Here is a 23,238-nt window from a genome sequence, read left to right as displayed (position 1 = left end):
TTGTGGGCGGACGGTTCACGCTTGCGAACATGAGCGGGTGTCCGAGGAGTCGAACCTGATGTCAAGCCTGTGGCCGCTCGCGCCGTCCGGGGCCACCGACTGGCTGCTGGAGCGGTGCGGCGACGGCATCACCGGGTTCATGCCCCCGGCGATGCCCGACGCGGTGTGGGTGCTCAACGCCATGTACGAGCACGAGCAAGGGCCGGCCGATGTGTCGTACCACGAGTACCACCGGGCGCGGCTGACGGAGGGGAGTGCCCAGCCGCACGTCGTCGCGGGCATCGAACTCGACGCAGTGAGCGTCGCCACCGGAGGAGGGCTGGGCCGTGCCGGGCACCCGGGGCCCGGTTGGCGACGGCTGCGCTGGGCCGAGCTGTCCCATAGCCATGCGCGCGCAGGACCGCCTGCCCCTGCCCGGAGCACTCCCGCGCGGGTGCGCCGCTTCCACCACACGACTGCACCCGTGGCCGGCGACCTGGACCGCGCTGGTTCCCGCCCGCATCCGCCCGTGCAGGCTGTCGGTGTGCCGGGTCGAGCCGAACACCAGCGCACCGCCGCCGGGCCGGCGCAGCTCGGCGTGCCCGATACCACCGTGCTCGTCCGACACGGCGATCGCCTGCTCGAAGCCCAGTACGTCGACCAGGAAGCGCAACGCCGCCTTCGTGTCGCTCTACGACGACAGGGCTCTGGCCGACCCGATCACCGACTGGTACGACTGCGTCGAGCATGCCTGATGGCCTGGCGACAAATCCGACGACGACGGCGATCAGCCCCGGGATACTGGTGACCCATGGACGAGGTCGAAGTCGTTGTCGCCCATTCCGAGCGTGCGACGCTGCGCGTCGGTGATGTGTTCCTGAAGGTGGACGGCGATCAGGCGCGCATCGACGTCGAGGTCGAGGCGATGTCCCTGGCGCCGGTCCCGACCCCGGAGATCCTGTGGTGCAAGCCGCCCGTGCTCGCGATCGCCGCACTTCCGGGAACGACGCTCGGGCGCCTCGGTGGGCCGTCGACCGGGTCGCCGGCGGCGTGGGCGGCGGCGGGCGCGGCGATCCGGACGTTGCACGATGCGCCGCTGCCGTCCTGGCAGGGCCGGGCCGGCCGGAGCGTCGTCGCGCTGGCGGCGGAACTCGACGTCGAGTGCGAGTTGCTCGTGACGAACGGCGTCCTGCCCGCCGACCTGGTCACCCGCAACCGCCGGGTCGCCGAGGCCGCGCTCCGGCCGTGGACACCGGCGTTCACGCACGGCGACCTCCAGATCGCGCACGTCTTCGTCCGAGACGATGAGGTCACGGGCATCATCGACTGGTCCGAGGCGGGCCGGGGTGACGCCCTGTACGACCTCGCCACCTTCACGCTCGGGCACGAGGAGCACCTCGACGACGTCATCGCCGGCTACGGCACCGGCATCGACCTCGACGTGATCCACGCGTGGTGGTCGTTGCGAAGCCTGCTGGCGGTCCGCTGGCTGGTCGAGCACGGCTTCGACCCGTTCGCGCCAGGCTGTGAGGTCGACGTGCTGAGATCCCGGATGTGAGGACCTGGAGGCTCGTCCTCGTCCCGTGCGAACAGCCGCCCTGCCGCCGACGGGGCAGGTCCCCGATTCCCTACTCGACGCGGTCGAGGAAGCCGAGCACCCGATGCTTGACCCGCGTCGCGGCTTGTTCATCGTAGGACGGCAGGCTGCTGTCGGTGAACAGGTGCCTGTCGCCGGGGTAGAGGAACAGCTCGGCATCCGTCACCGTCTCGACGACCGCGCGGGCGGCGTCCGCGTCACCCTCTCCGGCGAAGAACGGATCTGCGTCCATGCCGTGAATCTGAACCGGGACGTCGTGGGGCCAGGGGGCGCCGAACTCCGATACCGGGACGCAGGCCTCGATCAACAGGGCACCCTTTGCTCCGGGGCGAGTCTGGGCCAGCTTCTGCGCCGGCAGGACGCCGAGTGAGAAGCCGACGTAGACGAGCTCCGCAGGCAGCCCTTCGGCGGCGGTGACTCCGCGCGCGGTGATCGTGTCGAATCCAGCGCTCTCGGCATAGGCGGCGCCCTCATCGAGGCTGTCGAAGACCTGCCCTTCGTACAGATCTGGAGTGTGGACGGTGTGTCCGGCCCGCCGCAACTGCTCGGCGAAACCGCGCATGCCGACGGTCAGCCCGTGTCCATGGTGGAAGACCAGCACCTCAGCCATGTTGCTCTCCTCCTACTGCGGTGCCCGGGTGGCGCCGCGGCACGAGTATGGACCGCGGCACTGACATCCACGTGCCTCGGCCGAACAGACCGGGACTTCAGTCGCGCGTCGAGAGTGCAGTGGTCCGTGGTGAGCTGGAGGGCGCGTTGCTCGCGGGTGGTGTGATCGGCCGACAGGGGGAGACGGATCGTTCTGTCGGCAGATGTCGCGCCACAGCGGTCGGTGCGAGGTTCGCTGCATGGACAGAGCGACGAGGACGACGAGGACGCCTTGGCGCGCGTGGTGGCAGCGGCCGAGCTGGGTGGGTCGGGTCGCGATGGCGTGGGCGGTGGCCTACGCCGGTTTCGGTCTGGCATGCGTACTGAGCGGGACGCCGCCTTTCCACCTGGGCGCAACCCCGGGGCCTTCGGCGCTGGGCTGGGGGGTCGTGGCGGTGGGTTCGCTGGCGGCGGTGGGCTGTGGCGCGGTGGTGCGGTCAGGGCTGCGACCGGCGCTGCGTGCGCTGCTGTGGGCGGCCTGCGTGCCGGCCGGGATCGCCGCGTTCGGTCTGCTGATGGACGTCATCACGTTGATGTTCGGTCAGGGAGTGGACAGTGGGGTGGCCGCTGCGAACCACGCGCTCGCGGCGACCGGGGTCGTGCTGCTCGCGGCCACTGCCCGGCCCGTCCGTCCGCCGTCCTCCAGGACCGTCGCGGCAGTGCCGTCCGCCGCCTCAGGGCCGGTTCAGCTCGCCGCCTGCGCCGGGACGGTGGCCTTTCTCCCGTACGCGGCGATGAAGCTCGTCTGGGCGTCCGGCGGCACCTTCGCCGGGGTTTCGGGAGCGGAGATGCGCGCGATCTCCGAGCGCAACGGTGCGTCGGGACTCTGGCTCACCTTGGAGTCCTGGGGGCTGGACGCCACCGTGCTGCTGGCCGCGCTCGGCGTCTTCCTGCTCTGGGGCTTGGTCCGCCCGTGGGGCCAGGCCTTCCCGCGCTGGACACCGTGGCTGCGCGGCCGGCGCGTTCCCCGCTGGCTGCCACTCGCCCCTGCCTTGATCGGCGCTGCCACCCTGGCTCCGTACGGAGTGTTCGGGGTCGGATACGCGGCCCTGGCCACGGCCGGCGTGGTCACGATGCGGCGCGGCGACTTCCCCTCCTCCAGCGATGCGTTGCTGGTCGGCTGGATCGGCATGGCCGCGTTCGCCGTCTACGGGGGCGCGCTGATCGTCGCCATCCGCTCCTACTGGCTCCGGACACGTTCCCTGTCGAGAGCTTGACAAGGTCACACCGGCCCGGTTGTGCCGGGATCGTCGGTGGTCGGGACAGTGGATCACCACACGGGATGCGGCTGTGGTGACCGGTACGCAGCAACGTCCCGGGCACCGCGGTCATCCGCCGGTCGCACCACTTCCTCGGCCGTCAGACGGAGCCGAGCCGACTGTCAGAGCGATGCCCGGAGCCCCCGTGGCCGGGATCTTCATCACTGAACGGACCGAACCGCAGTTCGTCCAAGCCGGAGGACCGCCCATGCAGCAGCTCCAGCACGCCGAAGAACCCGCCACCGTCCACTCCGGACGCTTGCGCGTCGCGTGGCGGGCGGCCCACGAGCCCGTTCCCGGAGTGTCACGACGGATCCGACTCGTCGCTTACGCCGTGCCCTTGGCCGTCCTTCCTTCCAGTATCTGGCGGCTCCCGGCCGCGTTCGACGACGGTCGCGGATTCGGCGATCGGACGTACGTCATCTTCCTGTCGGTTCTGTCCGCAGTCTTCGCGTTCGCTGCGATCGGTCTGATCGCCCGCTGGGGTGAGGTGTTCCCGCGCTGGATCCCGCTCCTTCGCGGCCACCGGGTGCCGAGAAGGGCAGCCGTCCTCCCGGCCGCCATCGGGGCCGCGAGCCTCACCCTCCTGTTCGCCCTCTTGTTCCTCGTGACCGAGGTCAGGGGTACCACGATCCGAGGTGACGCCCTGCCGGCCGACCACCCTAGCCGAGCCGGCGGCTGGGAAGCCGCCTGGTTCTACTTCTGCTACGTGCCGCTGACCCTGTGGGGGCCGCTGCTGGGCCTGCTGACCGTTGCGTACTGGAAGCGTCGTTCGGCGGCCGAGAGGGCACCTGCGGTGTGAGACCGCCGTCGGCTTCCGAGCACAGAACCCGACGGAGCCCTACTGGTCACGCGTCCTGCGGGTACCAGCGCAGCTCGATCGTGTTGCCGTCCGGGTCCCGCACGTAGAGGGAGAGCGCGGTGCCCCGCGCGCCGAAGCGCTTGCCCGGGCCGTCCACCACCGTGAAGACGCCGGAGTCGATGACCTCCTGCCAGTCGAGCGGCTCGACCACCAGGCAGATGTGGTCGACGTTGGTGCCGGCCGGACGGTCGTCGGGGCCCGTGATGAGGTCGATGATCGTGGTGGGGCTGACCCGCACGGACGGGAAGGGGGCCTTGCCGGCCCGCCACTCCTCCACCCGCACGGGCTCGAGCCCCAACGGGCCGGTGTAGAAGGCGAGCGAGCGCTCGATGTCGGCGACGTTCAGGACCAGGTGGTCGAAGGCGATCACGCGCATGTGGGACTCCGTGGGTGCGGGCGCCTGCGGCGCCGGGGTGGCTTCGGGGTGGTGAGTTCAGCATTGCCGAGCCACCATCGATCGGTCCAACACATGCTTGTCATGCGATCCATCGTGTTTCACGATGGATCGATGGATCTCCAGCAGATGCGGTACGTCGTCGCGGTGGCGGAGACCGCGAGCTTCACCCGTGCCGCCGAGCGGTGTCACGTCGTCCAGTCCGCGCTCAGTCACCAGGTGGCCCGGCTGGAGAAGGACCTGGGCGCGAGGCTCTTCGAGCGCACCAGCCGCCGGGTGCGGCTGACCGTCGCCGGGGAGGCGTTCCTGCCCGCCGCCCGCCAGGCCCTGGAGGCGGCCGAGCGGGCGCGGGCGGAGGTGGCGGCGGCCACGGGCGAGATCCGGGGCCGGCTGACCGTCGGGACGATCCCCACGGTGGCGGCCGTCGACCTTCCGGCGGTGCTGCGGGACTACCGTCGGCGCTATCCGCAGGTGCGGATCAGCCTGCGGACCGCAGCCAGCGAACGCCTCATCGAGCAGGTGCGCGACGGCGCGCTGGACGCCGCGTTCCTCGGGGTGCAGCCCGGCTTCCTGCCGCAGGGCGTCAACGACCGGCAGCTCGCGTACGGCGAGCACGTCGCCGTGGTCGCGCCGGAACACCCCCTGGCCGGGGAGCGGGAGGTGGGTCTGCCCCGCCTGGCAGAGGAGGTGTTCGTGGACTTCGCGGCCGGCAGTGCCGCCCGCGCCCAGTCCGACGACGCGTTCGCCGCGGCCGGACTGCGGCGCGAGGTCGCCTTCGAGGCCGGCGTCGACCTCATGGCCCGGCTGATCCGCCTGGGCCTCGGCGTCGCGCTGCTGCCCGCGGAGTTCGCCGCCGGACTGCACGGCCTGCGGTGCGTTCCGGTCCGCGACGGTCCGGTACGGGTCGAGCGCCTCGTCTGGAGCCGGTTCACCCCGTCCCCCGCGGCCGCGGCCTTCCTCGCGCTGCTGGACGTTCCCGGCGCGGACGACAGCCCACGGCGCTCCTGACGAGCTTGGAGCGACGTCCGCTACGACCGCGTCGGCCAGACCAGTGCCTGGGCGATGATGACGTTCTCCCCGTCGAAGGTGACGGCGGGGCCTTCATGCAGCCGGTAGCCGAGGCCCAACGCCTCGCTCACCCGGTGGCAGAACGCGGCGTCGTCCGGCCCGGTCAGGACTCGGTAGACGGGCAATCCGTCAGGCGGTGTGCTCATGGGTGAAGGATCGCATGCGGGTTCCGGGTCCCCATGAGCACCCGGGCATCATGCCGTCGATGCGAGGTCCTGCTCGAGTTCCTCCACGGCGTCCGTCCACAGGCCGGGCAACCGCTCGCCGTGAGGCAGCGCGTGGTCGACCGTGAAGGAGACCTCGGCCCAGTCTCCGAAGAAGGCCAGTCCCACGCCGCAGAGGTGGCCCGGCAGGAGCAACGGGAGCAGGGCGGCGCCCGTGACGTCGGTGGCGCCCAGCGCCCCGCCCTCGGCGAGCGGCACGGAGGTGGTCACCATCGCGGTGACGCTCGGTGAGGTGACCTGCCGCATGTACCAGGCCGTGGGCCGGGCGGGCATGTATCGGACCAGGTCGTGGATGGCCTGCCGTCGTGGCCTCCGCTTCACCGCGGAGGTCGCCGCCGCGACGAGATCGAGCCGCCGCGACGGAGAGGTCTCGGCCAGGGGGAGGCGCACCGGGACGGCGAAGGTGCGGTTCCCCCACGTCTGCTCCTCGTCGTGCCGACGTGCGTCCACGGGCAGCAGCGCCGACACACGAGGCAGAGGGACGCCGGCCTCTCGCGACCACCTGCCCATGGCTCCCGCCACCGCCGTGAGGTGGACGTCGTTCGCCGACGCCCCACGTGCCGTACCGATGCTCCGCAGCCTCTCGACGGGTACCCGGGCCCGCAGCAGTCTCCGCTCTCCACTGGGAACGAAGGCCGCCGAGGGCCGCCGGCCCGGACGGGGAAGGACGTCGAAGGCGTACTTCGCCGCGAAGCCCAGCGCCCTGACCGTCCTGCCCAAGTTCTCCCCGTGACCGCGCGGGCCGGGCAGCGGCCGGACGGCGGGCTCACCGGTACCGAGCAGGGTACGGAAGGCGAGGGCGGCAGCGATCCCGTCCTGGCACACGTGCTCGAACCGGTAACACACGGCGTACTCGTCGGGCGCCTCGCCGTGCACCAGCCACAGTCCCCAGGGCGCGTCGCGGGGCAGTGGGGCGCTGAGGGCCGCCTCCAAGGGGGACGGCGGCGCGTCAGGGCCGGCCGCCACTACTTCATGGACATGGCGCTCGAGAGTGAAGGCCTCGTCCGGGCGCCACACGGGAGGTCGTGCGGTCCGCTCCAACCGGTGCGTGAGCATGGGCAGTTTCGGCAGGTGCATGCCGACGTGGGCGCGGAAAGCCTCCAGACTCGGTGGCCGGCCACTGAGATACGCGATGCCCCCGGTGTCCCAGCGGGCACCGGGATGGGCCTCCTCCAGTCGGAGGTACGCGCGGTCGATCGGGTGAGTACGCACGTGGGCGGACATGGTCACCGTCTTCCGGTCGGGGCGGTCCGTGGAGCCGCGGAGCGGTCGGCGTCGAGGAGGGCCAGAGCTGAGCTGTGGACGGAGCGGGGCCGAAGCGGGGGGATCGCTCGAACGGCCGACATCCGGGTCGGAAGCACAAGGTAGGCGGCCCTCCGTTTGCGGTCGCGGAGTCCGGAGGCCCTTCACACGGCCGGACTAGGCGTTCGCGCGCCCGTTCGTCAATCTTCGGGTCGGTGCGGTGCCTTCGAGGATGAGCGTGAGCGGAAACGACTCCTGAGGCAGCCGTCGGCTGGCACTGTCCTCGATGTGTGTCGGAGCATCCGAGGGGGGAGGCCGGGGATGGGGACGGGCGAGTCGGTGGCGCGGATGCGACTGCTTCCGCCTGCCTTCCCGTGGTGTGGCCCGGGGGAGTCGTCGTCGTGAACATCGCCCTCACCGGTGCCACCGGTTTCCTCGGACTCCGTCTGCTGCGGTGCCTTCTGGAACGGCACGGATCGCTGACCCTGCTCACCCATGGGGCTTCGGGAGACGCCCTCGGTCGCATCAGGCGGTTCTTCGAGGTGACCGGAGCGCCCGAACGGCTGATCTCGGAACTTCCCACGCGGGTACGGGCAGTACCCACCGACCTGAGCCGACCACGCATGGGACTGCCCCCGGAGCGGTACGGGGAACTGGCCGACGCCTTCGACGCGATCTGGCACAGTGCCGGCTCCATCAACCTGGAGGGTGACCTCGCCTCGCTGCGCCGCGTGAACGTCGAAGGCACCAGGGCCGTACTGGAGTTGGCCGCCGCCGGCAGCCGCCGACCGTTGATCTACCACGTCAGCACCGCCTTCGTGGCCGGAGCACGACGTGAGGGAGTCGTCTACGAGGACGAACTCGACGACACCCACGGCTTCGAGAACGCCTACGAGCGGTCCAAGTACGAGGCCGAGACCCTGGTGCACGCGTGGTCGCGGACACACTGCAGGCCCGCCGTCGTCCTGCGGCCGAGCATCCTGGTCACGGACGTGCCACCGCACCCCGAACTGCCCCGGCACCCGATGCAGGTCATGGACCAGTTGGTGTGGGACGCGCTGCGCGCCACCGGTCTCGCCGACGCACGCCGCGCGCGGCCCGACCTGCCCGTCGTCCGGCTGGTCGGCCGACGCTACGGCCACCTCAACATGATGCCCGTCGAGGACGCGGCGAGGGTGATGGTGCGCCTCGCGGACCGGGAACCGTCCGGCCGGGTCGACACCTACCACGTCGTCCACGAACACGATGTTCCGGTGGCCGCGGTCACCGAACTCATGGAGCGGCTCGCGCCGTTGCGGACCCGACTGGTCGAGAAGCGACCCGACGACGTGTCCGCCCTCGAAGCCTCCATGGACTTCTACCCGGGCATCACGCCCTACCTGAGCCACCTCCGCCGTTACGACGACACCCGGGTACGCACCGCCCTCGGAGCTCCCCGGTCCGTCACACGGGTGGACGCCGACTACCTGTTGTCCGGTCTCCGCCCGACGCGCCCGGCACGTCCAGCGGTGGCGCCGGGACGGGCGCGGCACTGAGGCCGACCGGGCCTCTCCCTCGGCCGTCCCTCCGTACGCACGCCTCCCATTGGAGCCCGCCCTTGTCCGCTCCCGCCCTGCCCGGCCGCACCGACGCGCATCCGCCGGTCTTCTCACCCGAAGCGATCACCGCCGGTACCCGGCGGATCCGGGAGCACGTGCACATCGTCACCGACAGCACCCGCCGGCACCTCGGCCTGGCTCTCGGACCGAGGACGGACGGCGACGTCGTCGGCACGCTGCCGCCGCTGTATCCGGAGTGGCTCGGCGGGCGCACCTTCTGCGAGGCCCACGGCGTCCGCTTCCCCTACGTGGCGGGTGAGATGGCGAACGGCATCGCGACGACGCGCATGGTCACCGCGATGGCCCGGGCCGACATGCTCGGCTTCTTCGGAGCGGCGGGCCTCGGACTGCCGGAGGTCGAACGGGCCGTGCGCGAACTGGCCGACCGGCTCCGGGGCAGGACCAACTGGGGCGTCAACCTCATCCACTCACCGGCTGAACCGGAACTCGAACACCGGGCCGCGAAGCTGCTGCTCCACCACGGGGTGCCGTGTGTGTCGCTGTCGGCCTACCTGGACCTCACGCCGGCCGCGGTACTGTGCGCGGTCCGCGGACTGCGCCGGGGCGGCGACGGGCGGATCGTGCGTCCCACGCGGGTCCTCGCCAAGGTGTCCCGGCCGGAGGTGGCCGAGAAGTTCCTGTCACCCGCGCCGCCCGCCCTCCTGCGCCGACTCGTGGAGGGCGGCGAGCTGAGTGCCGAGGAGGCCGAGCTGGCCCGGCAGGTACCGGTGGCCGAGGACATCACGGTGGAGGCCGACAGCGGTGGCCACACCGACGGCCGGCCGCTGGGCTCCCTGCTGCCCCGCGTGCTGATGCTGCGCGACGACATCACCCGCCGCTTCGGTTACCGGCGCCAGGTCGGCGTCGGGGCCGCGGGAGGGCTCGGGACGCCCGCCGCGGTGGCGGCGGCGTTCGCGCTCGGGGCGGCCTACGTGGTGACGGGTTCGGTGAACCAGACGGCCACGGAGGCGGGCATCTCGGACGACGCCAAGGCACTGCTCGCCCAGGCGGACGTCGCCGACGTGGCCATGGCGCCGGCGGCGGACATGTTCGAGATGGGCGTCACGCTCCAGGTGCTGCGCCGGGGCACCATGTTCGCTCCCAGGGCCTCCCAGCTCTACGCCGCCTATCGGGCGCACTCGTCCTTGGAGGACATCCCCGCCCCACTGCGGGCGAAGCTGGAGCGGGACGTCCTGGGGGCCTCCGTCGACGAGGTGTGGGAACGGACCGAACGGTTCTGGGCGGCTCGCGACCCCGCGCAGATCACGCGGGCGCAGAGCGATCCCAAGCATCGGATGGCACTGGTCTTCCGCTGGTACCTGGGCAACTCCAGCCGCTGGGCCATCGACGGGGACACCGGCCGACGCACCGACTACCAGATCTGGTGCGGCCCGGCGATGGGAGCGTTCAACCGGTGGACCGCCGGAGGCTTCCTCGCCGAGCGGCACAACCGCACCGTGGTACAGATCGCGCTCAACCTCCTCGAAGGCGCCGCCGTTCTCACTCGGGCCCACCAACTGCGCACCTACGGCGTCCCGGTCCCGGCCTCGGCCTTCGCGTACACGCCGCGCAGGCTCGCGTGACCGCGCTCCCCACCCGGAAGACGACCCCCGACGAAAGGGAGCCCGTGTCCGAAAGCCACCCCCCGCAGGTTCCCGTCGCCGTGGTCGGCATCGGGGCCCTGGCCCCGGGTTCGACCGACCCCACGGAGTTCTGGCGGGCCGTGATCTCGGGCCGGGACCTGATCACCGACGTGCCGCCGTCACGCTGGCTCGTCGAGGACCACTACGACCCCGACCCCACCGCACCGGACAAGACCTACGCACGCCGAGGGGCGTTCCTGCCCGAGGTCGGCTTCGACCCGCTGGCCTACGGCATCCCACCCGCCACCCTCCCCGCCACCGACACCAGCCAGCTGCTCGCCCTCATGGTGGCCGACCAGGTCCTCGCGGACGCCGGCGGGCTGTCGGGTGTGGACCGCGACCGGGTCGGCGTCATCCTCGGCGCGGCCTCGCTGGAGCTGCTGAGCCACATGCAGGGGCGGACCCAACGCCCCGTGTGGCTGAAGGCCCTGCGGGAGAAGGGCGTCCCCGAGGCCGAGGCCCAGTCCGTGTGCGACGCCATCCAGGAGCACTACACGCCCTGGCAGGAGTCCACGTTTCCCGGGCTCCTCGGCAACGTCGTCGCGGGACGCATCGCCAACAGGTTCGACCTGCACGGCACCAACCACACCACCGACGCCGCGTGCGCGAGCTCGTTCGCCGCCCTGTCGACGGCGGTCGCGGAACTCTCCCTGGGCCGTGCCGACCTGGTCATCAGCGGTGGTGTCGACACCCTGAACGACATCGGCATGTTCATGTGCTTCTCGAAGACACCCGCGCTGTCACCCACCGGGGACTGCCGGCCCTTCTCCGACGAGGCCGACGGCACGATGCTCGGTGAAGCCGTCGTGATGTACGCCCTCAAGCGGCTGTCCGACGCCGAACGGGACGGCGACCGGATCCACGCCGTGATCCGGGGGATCGGCAGCTCCTCCGACGGCAAGGGAACGGCGATCTACGCACCCCTGCCCGAGGGCCAGGCACGGGCGCTGCGACGCGCGTACGAGCAGGCGGGCTACGACCCGGGCACCGTGGAACTCGTCGAGGCACACGGCACCGGCACCAAGGCCGGGGACGCCGCCGAACTCGCCGCGCTGCGGACGGTGTTCGAGGAGAGCGGACGTGGGGACCGGCAGTGGTGCGCGATCGGCTCGGTGAAGTCCCAGATCGGCCACACCAAGTGCGCCGCGGGCGCCGCCGGGCTGCTCAAGACGGTCATGGCCCTGCACCATCAGATCCTGCCGCCGACCATCAAGGTCGAGCGGCCCGCCTCCGTGCTGCGGAAGAGGGACAGCCCGTTCTACGTCAACACCGAGGCACGCCCGTGGGTACGCCCGCCCGGTCATCCGCGCCGGGCCTCTGTGTCGAGCTTCGGCTTCGGAGGCAGCAACTTCCACGTCACCCTGGAGGAGTACGTGCCGTCGGCAGGGACCGGCCGTCAGGCGTGGCGCAGCCGGTGCGCGCCCGCGGAGCTGGTGCTGTTCAGTGCCTCCTCGCCGGCCGCCCTGCTGGAGCGGACCGTCGACCGGGACCGCCCGCTCGCCGAGATCGCGCGGGAGAGCCAGGCCGGGTTCCGGCCCGCCGACGAGGTGCGCCTGGCCGTCCTGGCGACCGGCACCGACGACCTGCACGACAGGTTCTCGCAGGCCGCAGCGGCGATCCGGCAGCGCCCGCACGACGCGTTCTCCCTACCCGGCGGGGTGCACTACGGCGTCGGAGCGCCCGCTGTCGGGAAGGTGGCGTTCCTCTTCCCGGGACAGGGGGCCCAGTACGTCGGCATGGGCGCGGGTCTCGCCATGTTCGCCCCCGCCGCCCAAGCCGTCTGGGACCGCCTGGCGGGCCGCCGGTTCGAGGACCGCGCCCTGCACGCGGTGGTGTTCCCGCCTCCCGGCCTCGGCGACGCGGAGCGGGAGGAACAGGCCGCGGTGCTGAACGCCACCGAGTGGGCCCAGCCGGCGCTCGCCGTGCACAGCCTGGCCCTCCTGGAGGTGGTGCGCGGCCTCGGACTGCGGCCCGACTGCGTGGGCGGCCACAGCTTCGGCGAACTGGTGGCCCTGCACGCCGCGGGAGCATTGGACGCCGGTTCCCTGGTCGCGCTCGCCCGCAGACGGGGCGAGCTGATGCGCGCCGCGGCCGACAGCCCGGGGGCGATGCTGGCCGTGTCAGCGAGCCGCGAGCGGGTCACGGCCGTCCTCGCCGAAGCCGGGGTGAGGAACGTGTGGCCGGCGAACCACAACGCGCCGGACCAGACCGTGGTGTCCGGCGAGAGCGGGGCGATCGAGGCGGCCGAGCGGGAGTTCCTCGCGAGGGGTGTCACCGCGAGCCGGCTGGAGACCTCGCACGCCTTCCACACCCCGCTGGTCGCCTCGGCGGCCGAGCCACTGGCCGGGTTCCTGCGCGACATGACGCTCACGGCACCCGTGATCGACGTGTACGGCAACGCGGACGCGGCACCGTACCCGGGGGACCCCGACGACGTACGCCGCAGGATCGCCGCACACCTGGCCTCACCCGTGCTGTTCGCCGAGCAGGTCGAGGCGATGTACGCCACGGGTGTGCGGACGTTCGTCGAGGTCGGTGCCGGGGCCGCGCTGACCGGCCTGGTCGGACGCGTCCTAGGTGACCGCGAGCACGCCGCGGTCGCCCTGGACCGCAGGGGACAGGACGCGGTCACCACCCTGCACGGCGCGCTCGGCAGACTCGCGGCGCGCGGTGCGCAGTTGGACTACGGCTTCCTCTGGGCGCCGTACGGACCGTCAGGGACAGCAGTGAAGGAGCGCGAACCGCGCATGACCGTGCAGATCAGCGGTACCAACTACGGTCAGCCGTACCCCCCGGCGGGCGGGGCGGCCGAGCTGCCCCCACCGAATCCGCCTCGGACCCCGCCGGCGCCCACACCGGCCGCGACGCTCGCGCCTGCCCCGCCGCTGGTGCCGACCGGCGAATCCGCGCCGGCCCAGGACCCCGTACCGGGCGCGGAACCCGTACCGGCCCAGGACCCCGTACCCGGCGCGGGACCCGTACCGGCCGCACCGTCCCCGCCGGAGCCGATCGACCCGGCTCTCCCGGCGGACCCGCACTGGCTGGCCATGGTCGAGAGCGTGCAGCGGCACGCGGCGGAGGCCCACGCGGCCTGCCACCGCATGCTGGCCGACAGCCACATGGCGTTCCTGCGGATGACCGAGACGACCCTGGCCGCGATGCTGGGCGCGCCCCCGCGGGAGGACGTTCCCGCCCTGCCCACTCCACCCGCGTCCACCGATCTCACGGCGGCGCCGCACGCCGGGGTCCCGACCCCCGCTCCCGCAGGGCGGGCGCCCGACGCGGCTGACGGCGCCACCCCGCGGATGCCCGGCCCGCTGCCTCAATTCCCCGCCCCCACCGCGGCCCCCGTCGTACCACCCGCCCGCACCCCCGAGCCCTCACCGGCCCCGGTCCGCGCCGAGGCGGCGTCGGCCGCGGACCCGGCCCGGTTCGAGGAACTGCTGCTCTCGGTGGTGGCCGAGCGCACCGGATACCCGGTGTCCATGCTCAACGTGGACATGGCGCTCGACGCGGACCTCGGCGTCGACTCCATCAAGCGTGTGGAGATCCTCTCCGTCGTCCGGCAACGGGTGGGTGGTGACCTGCCGACCGGGGGTGCCGCCGCGCTCGGCAGACTCAGCACCCTGCGCGAGATCGTGGACGCCCTGAGGGAGGCGGCCGCTTGCACCACCGCGCCATCCGCCGACCCGCCCGAAATCCCCGTCGTGAGCCGGGAACCGGAACCGGTGGAACTGAGGCGCCTGGCCCTGCGAACGGTGAACGCGCCCGCGCCGGGACTGGCGATGGCCGGTCTCGGCGACGGCCCGGTGTCCGTGGTCGGCGGTCCTTCCGAGACCGCCGCCCTGGTGGCCGGGAAACTCACCGACCGCGGAGTACGGGCCGAGGCCGCGACACGTGTGCCCGACGGAGCGGGCGCCGTCGTGTACCTCGGCGGGCTGGCCGACATCGGATCGCCGGAGGAGGCCGGAGAGATCCTGCGCGAGGCATTCCGCACGGCACGCACGGTCGCGTCGCGCATGGAGACCGCCGGTGGGGCGTTCGTCACCGTCCAGGACACGGGGGGCGACTTCGGGCTGGACGGCAGGGAACCCGCCCGCGCGTGGCTCGGCGGCCTCGCCGCCCTGACCAGGACCGCGGCACAGGAGTGGCCGGACGCCTCCGTCAAGGCGATCGACTGCGAGCGCGGCGGCCGGGACGCCGAGGCCGTCGCCGAGGCGGTCGTGGCGGAACTGCTCGCGGGCGGACCGGCACCGGAGGCCGGCCTGCGCGCGGACGGCACCCGCCTCGTGCCGTGCGCCGTCGAGGCACCGTCGGAACCGAGCCCGGCCGTGACGGGGATCGGCCCGCAGTCGGTGATCGTGGCCACCGGGGGAGCGCGCGGGGTCACCGCGGCAGCCCTGACCGACCTGGCCCGCACCCACCGGCCGCGCATCGCTCTGCTGGGCCGCACGGAACTGGTGGCGGAGCCCGCGGGGGCGTCCGCGGCCACCGACGAAGCCGCGCTCGTGCGGCTGCTCGGCGAGCAGCGAGCCGAAGGCACCGCCCCCGCCGAGATCAGCGCGCGGGCGAGGGCGATCCTGGCCGCGCGCGAGGTACGGGCGACACTCACCGCACTGGAGGAGGCCGGCTCCCCGGTCCGCTACCTGCCGGTGGACGTCAGGGACGGCGAGGCGCTCGCGGCCGCGCTGCGCGAGGTGCGCGAGACATGGGGCCCCGTCACCGGGATCGTGCACGGCGCCGGCGTACTGGCCGACAAGCGGATTCTGGACAAGACGGACGAGCAGTTCGACCGGGTGATGTCCACCAAGACCGACGGCCTGCGGGCACTCCTCGCGGCGACAGCCGACGACCCGGTCGAGACGATCTGCCTGTTCTCCTCGGTGGCCGGTGTCTTCGGCAACGCGGGACAGTGCGACTACGCCATGGCCAACGCCGTGCTCGACCACGTGGCGTCGGCCGAGCGGGCCCGCCGGCCGGACTGCCGGGTGCGCTCGATCGCCTGGGGGCCCTGGCGCGGCGGAATGGTGACCCCGGCACTGGCCGAGCGCTTCGGCCGGTCGGGCGTCGAGCTGATCCCCCTGGAGCGGGGTGCCGCCGCCTTCACCGCCGAACTCGGCGCTCCGGCCCCTGACGGCCGGATCATCCTGGTGGCCGGCGACGGGGACGCGCCGCCGGACGGAGCCGGCGACCCGCCCACGGCTCACACCCGCGTCACCTCCGCCACGCACCCCTACCTGGCCGACCACCGCATCGCCGAGGACCCGGTACTGCCCCTGGCCATGGTCCTGGACTGGTTCACGGGCGCCGCCCGAGCGTGGCGCCCTGCGTCCGGAGGGCCGGTCCTGCGTGACGTACGGGTGCTCGACAAGGTCACCCTGCCGAGGCTGGCGCACGAGGGGCACCGGTTCACCGTGCACGGACACCGCCACCTCATCGGCCCCCCGTCGGGCCTGGAGGCGGAACTGCGGGACGCGAACGGGGCGCCGCACTTCCGCGCCGTACTCGACTTCGAGGCGGCATCCTCGGAACTGGAGCCGTGGGCCGGTCCCGGGGAAGGCGGCGGCACGGAGCGCCCCGTCCCCTACGACGGACGGGTCCTCTTCCACGGACCGCGGTTCCGGGCACTGCGCACCCTGCGGGGTGTCGGCTCCGACGGGGCGGAAGCGACCGTCGTGGGCGTCGCCGGGCTGGGCTGGGGAGACGCCCACTGGCAGACCGATCCGGCCGCCGTGGACGGCGCGCTGCAACTGGCCCTGGTGTGGGCGGACCACGCCCTGGGGAGCGCGTGTCTGCCGATGGCCGTCGCCGAGTGCCGCGTCCACCGGCACGGCCCCGCCGCGGACGGCCTCAGGTGCGTGGTGCGGGCCCGGAAGGTGCACGACACCGGGGCACGGTGCGACGCGGCCCTCCTCGACCCGGACGGCCTCCCTCGCGTGGAACTGCTCGGGGTGGAGCTCGTACGCCGTCCCGACTGAACGACCGCGTCCCGCGCCCCCGTTCCTCCGTATGCGTGCGCCCCGTGGAGTGGAGCAGTATGGGTTTCGAACCGATCGCCGTCGTCGGACGCGGCTGTGTGCTGCCCGACGCGTTGGACCCGGACACCTTCTGGGACAACGTCGCGGCACGCCGCTGCAGTCTGTCGGCGGTCCCGGAGGGTCGGTGGCGGCTGCCCCACCGCTGGGCCATGGGCACGGCCGACGACCACCGCGACCGCACCTGGACCGACATCGGGGGCTACGTCCGGGGGTTCGAAGCGGTCTTCGACCCGAGCGGATTCCGCATCGATCCGGAACGGATCCTGGCTCTCGACCCGCTCTTCCACTGGGTGCTGTACGGCGCCCGGCAGGCACTGGGGGAGTCCGGCTACGAGGGACCCGGCGAGCGCGCCGGTCTCGTACTGGGCAACCTCTGCTACCCCACCAGCACCGGGTCGGCCTACGCCGAGCACGTCTGGCTGTCCGCCCAGGAGCCGCACGTCCGGGACGCCCTGCTGACCGGCGCGCGCCGCGCGCGCCCCGACGCGCGCAACCGCTTCTCCGCCGGGCTGCCCGCCCACTTCGCGGCCAGGGCCCTCGGGCTGGGAGCGGGCGCTTTCGCGCTCGACGCCGCCTGTGCCTCCTCGCTGTACGCGATCAAGCTCGCGTGCGACCGCCTGCACGACGGCACGGCCGACCTGATGCTCGCCGGCGCGGTGAACCGCGTCGACAACCTGTTCCTGCACGTGGGGTTCTGCGGCCTGTCGGCCGTGAGCAGGTCCGGTCGCAGCCGTCCCCTGCACCGGGACGCGGACGGTCTGCTGCACGGCGAGGGCGCCGGGTTCGTGGCCCTGATGCGACTGGCGGACGCGGTGGCGGGCGGGGCACCGGTCCTCGGGGTGATCCGGGGCGTCGGGCTGTCCAACGACGGACGTGGCCGCGGCCTGCTCAGCCCGGCTCAGGAGGGGCAGGAGCGGGCCATGGGACTGGCGTACTCCGCGGCGGGCGTCGCCCCGGAGACGGTCTCGCTCGTGGAGTGCCACGCCACGGGTACCCCGGTCGGGGACGCCGTGGAGGCCCGGAGCATGGCACGGACCTTCGCGGGGGCCCACGACGTCCCCATCGGCTCCGTGAAGTCCAACGTCGGTCACCTGCTGGCCTCGGCGGGAGTGAGCGGCCTGCTCAAGGTGCTCGGGGCGATGCGCGCGGGCATCCGTCCGGCGACCCTCGGGGCCGACCGGCCCCTCGGCGACCTCGAGGGCACACCGCTGCGTGTGCTGAGCGAGCCCGAGCCGTGGCAGGGCTTGCGCAGGGCCGCCGTCAGCGCCTTCGGTTTCGGCGGCACCAACGCCCACCTGATCGTCGACGCCTGGGACGGCGACCCGGGAGCGCGCGAGGGAGCAACATCCCGCTCGTTGCGGCCGGTTCGGGATGCCTCCGGGGAATCCGCCGCCCCGAGGACGAAGCCGGCGATCGCGATCGTGGCCGTCGGCGCGCGGGCCGGCGACGGGGCCGGGAGCGAGGACTTCCGTCGCGCGGTCCTCGACGGCGAGCGGTGCGGTCCCACCACGAAGATCGGCATGTCACTCCCGGACCTGTGCTTTCCTCCGTCGGCCCTGCGGAACACCTCGCCCCAGCAACTCCTGGTGCTGGAAGCCGCCCGTGAGGCCGTGCGAGGGGTCTCCCTGCCCCGCGAGCGGACCCTGGTGCTGATCGGGGCGGGAGTGGACGCCGAGGTGGCGCGCGGCGGCGCACGCTGGAGACTGCCGCACTGGGCGGAGCAGGCCGGGTGCGACGCCGGCCCCGGTCTCCTCGATCGTGCCCAGGACGCCTTCGTCACCTTCCTGGGGGCCGAGCGGGTGGTCGGCACCCTCCCCAACCTCGTGGCCAACCGGATCAACACCCAACTCGACCTGGCGGGCCCCGGCTTCGCGGTGTCGGCGGAGGAGGCGTCCGGCCTGGTGGCACTCGACCTCGCCGCCCGGGCCATCCGGGCGGGCGAAGCCGACGCCGCGCTGGTCGGAGCCACCGACGTGTCCAGCGGAGCGGTACACCGAGCCGCCCTGGACGAACTCGGCCGTGAGACCGGAACCGGGGACGCGGCCGTCGTCCTGGTGCTGAAACCCCTCACCGCCGCCCGCCGGGACGGCGACACGGTGCTCGCCCTCCTCGACGAGGAGGGCGAGGGCGAGGCCGACCTGCTGGTCGGGGACGACGCGGCGGCCACGATCGACCCGGCCTCGGTCTTCGGCCGGGTCCACGCCGCCCAGGGACTGCTGTCCGTCGCCGTCGCGGCGACCGCACTCCCGCACCGTGCGGTGCCCCGCCCGGGAGAGCCCGCCCAGCCGCGACCCGGCCTGCGTACCGCCGAGGCGGTCGTCGCCCCGCTGGAGGCACCCCCCGTCCGCGTCCGGCTGCGCGCCGGCGACGTACTGCCCCGGGTCGGGGGAGCCGTGCCGCGGCTGCACGTCTTCTCCGGTGGCGACCGGCAGGAGGTGCTGGCCGCGCTGGAGGCGGGAGCGGAGTCCACGGACGGTCCCGCCCGCCTGGCCCTCGTCGTGGACGACGACGCCGGTCTCCGAGCGGCCGTGGAGAGCGCGCGCCGCTGGCTCGTCGGCGGCGGGATCAAGCCCGGTGGTGTGCTCTACCGGGACGCACCGGTCGTCGGAGAGACCGGATTCGTGTACACCAACGGCTCGGCCGCGTACCCGGGCATGGGGCGCGATCTGATGCTCGCCCTGCCGTCACTCGGCGAGACCGTCGGGGCCAGGCACGGTACCGCCGCCGGACCCGTGGATCCTGGCCCCGAGCCGACGACGCTCGAACGGATCCGGGGCGCCGCCCGGCTCGCCACGGTCCACACCGAACTGTGCCGGGGGCTGCTCGGCCTGCGACCCGACGCCGCCATCGGATACTCCTCCGGCGAGACCGCCGCCCTGGTGGCCCTGGGAGCCTGGCCGGACGCCGAGGGCCTGTACACGGACGCCCGCGAGAGCGGCCTGTTCACCCGGGAGCTGACCGGCGAACTCCGTGCGGTGCGACGGGCATGGGAACGCGCCGGTGTGACCGGTACCCGGTGGTCCAGCTACCTGGTGACCGCGCCCCTGGAACGGGTGGCCGAGGAGATCGCGAAGGAGCCCGCCGTTCACCTGATGGCGGTCAACGCGCCCGGGGTGTGCGTCGTCGGGGGAGAGGCACGGGCCTGCGCGGCGGCCGTGGACCGGCTCGGGGCCGGCGACGCCATCGCGATCGACTACGACCTCGCCGCCCACGCACCGGAGTTGGCCGAGGTCCGTGACGAGTGGCGCCGCCTCCACCTGCGGCCCACCGCCGAGGTGCCGGGGGTGCGGTTCTACAGCGAGGCCGACCGGCGGGCGTTCCTCCCGACGGCCGAGCGGGCCGCCGAGGCGATCACGGCCCAGGGCCTCGGCACGATCGACTTCGCCGGCACGGTGGAGAGGGCCTGGGCCGACGGGGTCCGGATCTTCGTGGAACAAGGGCCGCGCGGACTGTGCACGGGGTGGATCAAACGGGTGCTCGGGGACCGGGAGCACGTGGCCGTGGCCATGGACGCGCCGGACGGCAGAGGCCTGCGGCAGTTGTACCTGGCCGTGGCCGAACTCGTGGTCGCCGGCGTGCCGGTCCGGGCCGACGCACTGCTCGCCGGACTGCGGAGGGCCCCGGAGTCCGCGACCGCGCGAACCGGTCCGGCGCTGGAGGTCCCGGTCCTGCCGGAACCCCGGCTGCCGTCGTCGCTCGTCCACCCCGCGGTGCCCCTGCCCGAAGCACCCCGGTTGGCTCCCGTGCCCGTGCCCGTGCCCGCTCCCGTGCCCGTGCCCGCTCCCGTGCCCGTGCCCGCTCCCGTGCCCGTGCCCGCTCCCGTGCCCGTGCCCGCTCCCGTGCCCGTGCCCGCTCCCGTGCCCTCGTCTGTCCCCGTGCCCGCACCTGTCCCCGTGCCCGTCACCGACCCCGAGCGGCCCGCCCCGCCGCCTGACACGCCGGCCGTCGTCGCATCCCGCGCGGGCGGCGGGCAGACCCCGGATCCCGCGGACCGGCGGGCCCTCGCCGCCCGGCACGCACTGCGGGTCACGGCGCTCCACCAGGAGGTGATGGCCGGACAGGCGCGGCTGCACGAGCGGTTCCTGCGCCTCACCGAGCAGGCCGTCGCCGCTCTGGGACAGGCCGCACCGCCTCCGGCCGCGGAACCCCGGCAGCGGACGGGCGTACCGCGTACCCGGCCCGTGACGCCGCAGGCCGCACCCCCCGCCGCCGCACCGAGCCGTTCTCTGCCCGTTCCCCGGCCCGGACCCAAGTTCGACAGGGCCCAGCTGGAACACCTCGCGTCCGGGCGCATCTCCGACCTCTTCGGACCGCGATTCACCCCCCAGGACGCCTACGCGGTGCAGACCCGGATGCCGGAACCGCCGATCCTGCTCGCCGACCGCGTCACCGGTATCGACGCCGAACCGGCCGCCCTCCTCGCACCCGGGCCGGAGAACCACCGGGGCACGATCTGGACGGAGACCGACGTCGCCCTCGACAGCTGGTACCTCGACGCCACCGGGCGGATGCCCTGCGGCCTGATGGTCGAGGCCGGCCAGGCGGACCTCCTGCTCATCAGCTGGCTCGGCATCGACCTGCTGAACCGGGGCGAGCGGGCCTACCGGCTGCTCGGCTGCGAACTGACGTACCACGGAAGCCCGCCCCGGGCGGGAGAGACACTGAGCTACGAGATCCACATCGACGGACACGCCGAGCACGACGGGGTCCGGCTCTTCTTCTTCCACTACGACTGCCACGTCGACGGCGAGCTCCGCCTCAGCGTCCGCAAGGCCCAGGCCGGGTTCTTCACCCGGGACGAACTCGCCCGGAGCGCCGGAGTGCAGGGCGACCCCGCCGCCGACCCACCCGGTCCCGACCTCCCCACCGACCCTCCCGCCGTCCGGTGCATGTACGGCTCCTTCGGCGCGGACCAGGTGCTGGCCTTCTCCGAGGGGCGGCCCGCGGACTGCTTCGGACCGGGCTGGGAGCGGGCCGCGACGCACGTACGGTCACCGCGCATCGACAGCGGCCGGCTGCGGCTGCTGCACGAGGTCACCGCGTTCGACCCGGAGGGCGGGCCCTGGGGACGCGGCTACCTCCGCGCCGAGACACCCGTCGCGCCCGACGACTGGTTCTTCGACGGGCACTTCAAGAACGACCCTTGCATGCCGGGGACCCTGATGCTCCAGGGCGGGATGCAGGCGATGGCCTTCTACCTGGCCGCCATGGGCTTCACCGTGGACAAGGACGGCTGGCGCTTCGAACCGGTCGACGGCGCCCCCAGCACGGCCGAGTGCCGGGGCCAGGCCACTCCGGACAGCCGACGGATCGTGTACGAGGTGTTCGTGCGCGGAGTGTCGGCCGGACCCGTGCCGACCCTGTACGCCGACGTGCTGGGCACCGTCGACGGGTGCAGGGCCTTCCACGGCCGGCACGTCGGACTCCGGCTCGTGCCGGACTGGCCGCTGACGCACTGGCGCCGGCTCGGCCCGGCCGCCCAGCAGACCAGCGGTGCCCCGTTTCCCGTCGCCTCGCTCGGGGGCCTGGTGGGACACCGGGAGCCCTCGGCGGTCGCGGTGGTGGACGGTTTCGCCTTCGACTACGCCTCGCTGCTCGCCTGCGCGTGGGGCAGGCCCAGTGAGGCGTTCGGCCCGGCCTACGCACGCTTCGACGGGACGCGCAGGTGCGCGCGCCTGCCCGGTCCTCCGTACCACTTCATGAGCCGCGTCGTCGAGGTGGAGGGGCCGCCGAACGGGATGGCGGAGGGCAGCCGCGTCGTCGCCGAGTACGACGTCCCCGACCGCGCCTGGTACTTCGAGCAGAACGACGGCGGGACGATGCCGTTCGCCGTCCTCATGGAGATCGCCCTCCAGCCGTGCGGCTGGCTCGCCACCTATGTGGGCAGCGCCCTGACCAGCGACGTCGACCTGCTGTTCCGCAACCTCGACGGCTCCGGGACCGTCACCGCCGCGGTCACCGACGCCACCTCGACCGTGCGTACCCATGCCGAGCTGACCCGGATCTCGCGCGACGGCGACATGATCATCGAGTCGTTCACGGTCCGTTGCCTCGCCGACTCCCGGCTGGTCTTCGAGCTGTCGACGGTGTTCGGGTTCTTCCCGCGCTCGGCCTTCGAGCAGCAGGCGGGACTCCCGGTCTCCACCGCCGACCGCGCCGCGCTCACCGCTCCGTGCGACCACACGGTCGATCTCACGACGCGTCCGGAAGCCTTCTTCGACGGCCCGGCGCGTCTGCCGGGCCCGATGCTGCTGATGCTCGACAGGGTCACCGGCTACTGGCCGGACGCGGGCCGCGCCGGTCTCGGCCGGCTGCGGTCGGAGAAGGACGTGGACGCCGGGGAGTGGTTCTTCAAGGCACACTTCTTCCAGGACCCGGTGCAGCCGGGGTCCCTCGGCATCGAGGCGATGTGCCAGCTCCTGCGGTACTACATGATCGAACGCGGGCTCACCGACGGCCTCCCGTCCCCCCGGTTCGAGCCGGTGATGCTCGGCCGGGAAGTGACCTGGAAGTACCGGGGACAGATCACCCCGGAAACCAGGTTGATCACAGTGGAGATGGAGATCCTGGAGGTCGGTGAGGACGCCACGGGCCGCTGGGCCGTCGCCGAGGCGACGCTGTGGGGCGACGACACCTGCGTGTACCGCGCTCACGGGATCGGGATGCGCGCCTTTTGAACGAGGTGT

13 protein-coding genes are annotated in these 23,238 nt (G+C 73.1%); 9 read left to right on the top strand and 4 right to left on the bottom strand.

The window, feature by feature from the left end:
* Positions 1 to 37 precede the first annotated feature (37 nt).
* The gene (locus tag ACLIN4_RS01415; RefSeq protein ID WP_411575408.1) at positions 38 to 787 is read left to right on the top strand and encodes a hypothetical protein; all 750 of its coding nucleotides are present in this window, start codon (positions 38 to 40) and stop codon (positions 785 to 787) included.
* A gap of 3 nt (positions 788 to 790) precedes the next feature.
* Positions 791 to 1,537 (top strand): phosphotransferase family protein, encoded by a 747-nt coding sequence (locus ACLIN4_RS01410; protein WP_289908010.1) that lies wholly within the window; start codon positions 791 to 793, stop codon positions 1,535 to 1,537.
* 70 nt (positions 1,538 to 1,607) lie between these two features.
* Here ACLIN4_RS01410 and ACLIN4_RS01405 read toward each other — a convergent pair whose 3' ends face one another.
* Positions 1,608 to 2,186 (bottom strand): dienelactone hydrolase family protein, encoded by a 579-nt coding sequence (locus ACLIN4_RS01405; protein ID WP_290012158.1) that lies wholly within the window; start codon positions 2,184 to 2,186, stop codon positions 1,608 to 1,610.
* Positions 2,187 to 2,619: 433 nt separating this feature from the next.
* Here ACLIN4_RS01405 and ACLIN4_RS01400 point away from each other — a divergent pair, with 433 nt between their 5' ends.
* Complete coding sequence (locus tag ACLIN4_RS01400) at positions 2,620 to 3,441, top strand: hypothetical protein (RefSeq protein ID WP_411575407.1); 822 nt, start codon at positions 2,620 to 2,622, stop codon at positions 3,439 to 3,441.
* A gap of 250 nt (positions 3,442 to 3,691) precedes the next feature.
* Positions 3,692 to 4,285, top strand: a complete 594-nt coding sequence (locus ACLIN4_RS01395; protein WP_290012160.1) for a hypothetical protein — start codon at positions 3,692 to 3,694, stop codon at positions 4,283 to 4,285.
* Between the two features lie 46 nt (positions 4,286 to 4,331).
* Here ACLIN4_RS01395 and ACLIN4_RS01390 read toward each other — a convergent pair whose 3' ends face one another.
* Entirely contained in the window at positions 4,332 to 4,721 is a 390-nt protein-coding gene (locus tag ACLIN4_RS01390) for a VOC family protein (protein ID WP_100046140.1), read from the bottom strand.
* A 132-nt stretch (positions 4,722 to 4,853) separates the two neighbouring features.
* Here ACLIN4_RS01390 and ACLIN4_RS01385 point away from each other — a divergent pair, with 132 nt between their 5' ends.
* On the top strand, positions 4,854 to 5,747 hold the full coding sequence (locus ACLIN4_RS01385) for a LysR family transcriptional regulator (protein ID WP_107477289.1): 894 nt from the start codon (positions 4,854 to 4,856) through the stop codon (positions 5,745 to 5,747).
* A 20-nt stretch (positions 5,748 to 5,767) separates the two neighbouring features.
* Here ACLIN4_RS01385 and ACLIN4_RS01380 read toward each other — a convergent pair whose 3' ends face one another.
* Together ACLIN4_RS01380 and ACLIN4_RS01375 are read right to left on the bottom strand one after the other, a co-directional pair.
* Positions 5,768 to 5,953: a DUF1737 domain-containing protein gene (locus tag ACLIN4_RS01380; RefSeq protein ID WP_107477290.1), complete on the bottom strand. Its 186-nt coding sequence runs from the start codon at positions 5,951 to 5,953 to the stop codon at positions 5,768 to 5,770.
* Between the two features lie 48 nt (positions 5,954 to 6,001).
* Positions 6,002 to 7,243, bottom strand: a complete 1,242-nt coding sequence (locus tag ACLIN4_RS01375) for a wax ester/triacylglycerol synthase domain-containing protein (protein ID WP_411575406.1) — start codon at positions 7,241 to 7,243, stop codon at positions 6,002 to 6,004.
* A 431-nt stretch (positions 7,244 to 7,674) separates the two neighbouring features.
* On the opposite strand from ACLIN4_RS01375, the gene ACLIN4_RS01370 reads away from it, so the two are divergent.
* The 4 genes from ACLIN4_RS01370 (at position 7,675) to ACLIN4_RS01355 (ending at position 23,229) form a co-directional block, all read left to right on the top strand.
* The gene (locus ACLIN4_RS01370) at positions 7,675 to 8,808 is read left to right on the top strand and encodes an SDR family oxidoreductase (RefSeq protein WP_411575405.1); all 1,134 of its coding nucleotides are present in this window, start codon (positions 7,675 to 7,677) and stop codon (positions 8,806 to 8,808) included.
* Positions 8,809 to 8,870: 62 nt separating this feature from the next.
* Positions 8,871 to 10,454, top strand: a complete 1,584-nt coding sequence (locus tag ACLIN4_RS01365) for a PfaD family polyunsaturated fatty acid/polyketide biosynthesis protein (RefSeq protein ID WP_411575404.1) — start codon at positions 8,871 to 8,873, stop codon at positions 10,452 to 10,454.
* Between the two features lie 44 nt (positions 10,455 to 10,498).
* A complete protein-coding gene (locus tag ACLIN4_RS01360; RefSeq protein ID WP_411575403.1) occupies positions 10,499 to 16,492 on the top strand; it encodes an SDR family oxidoreductase in 5,994 nt (1,997 codons plus the stop codon).
* Positions 16,493 to 16,551: 59 nt separating this feature from the next.
* On the top strand, positions 16,552 to 23,229 hold the full coding sequence (locus tag ACLIN4_RS01355; protein ID WP_411575402.1) for a beta-ketoacyl synthase N-terminal-like domain-containing protein: 6,678 nt from the start codon (positions 16,552 to 16,554) through the stop codon (positions 23,227 to 23,229).
* The last annotated feature ends 9 nt before the right edge of the window (positions 23,230 to 23,238 follow it).

Origin of the sequence: Streptomyces mutabilis (assembly GCF_046628145.1) — a bacterium.
Lineage (GTDB): Bacteria > Actinomycetota > Actinomycetes > Streptomycetales > Streptomycetaceae > Streptomyces > Streptomyces mutabilis.
The sequence above is the reverse complement of the archived record's forward strand: the minus strand, read 5'-3'. Positions and strand labels throughout refer to the sequence as shown.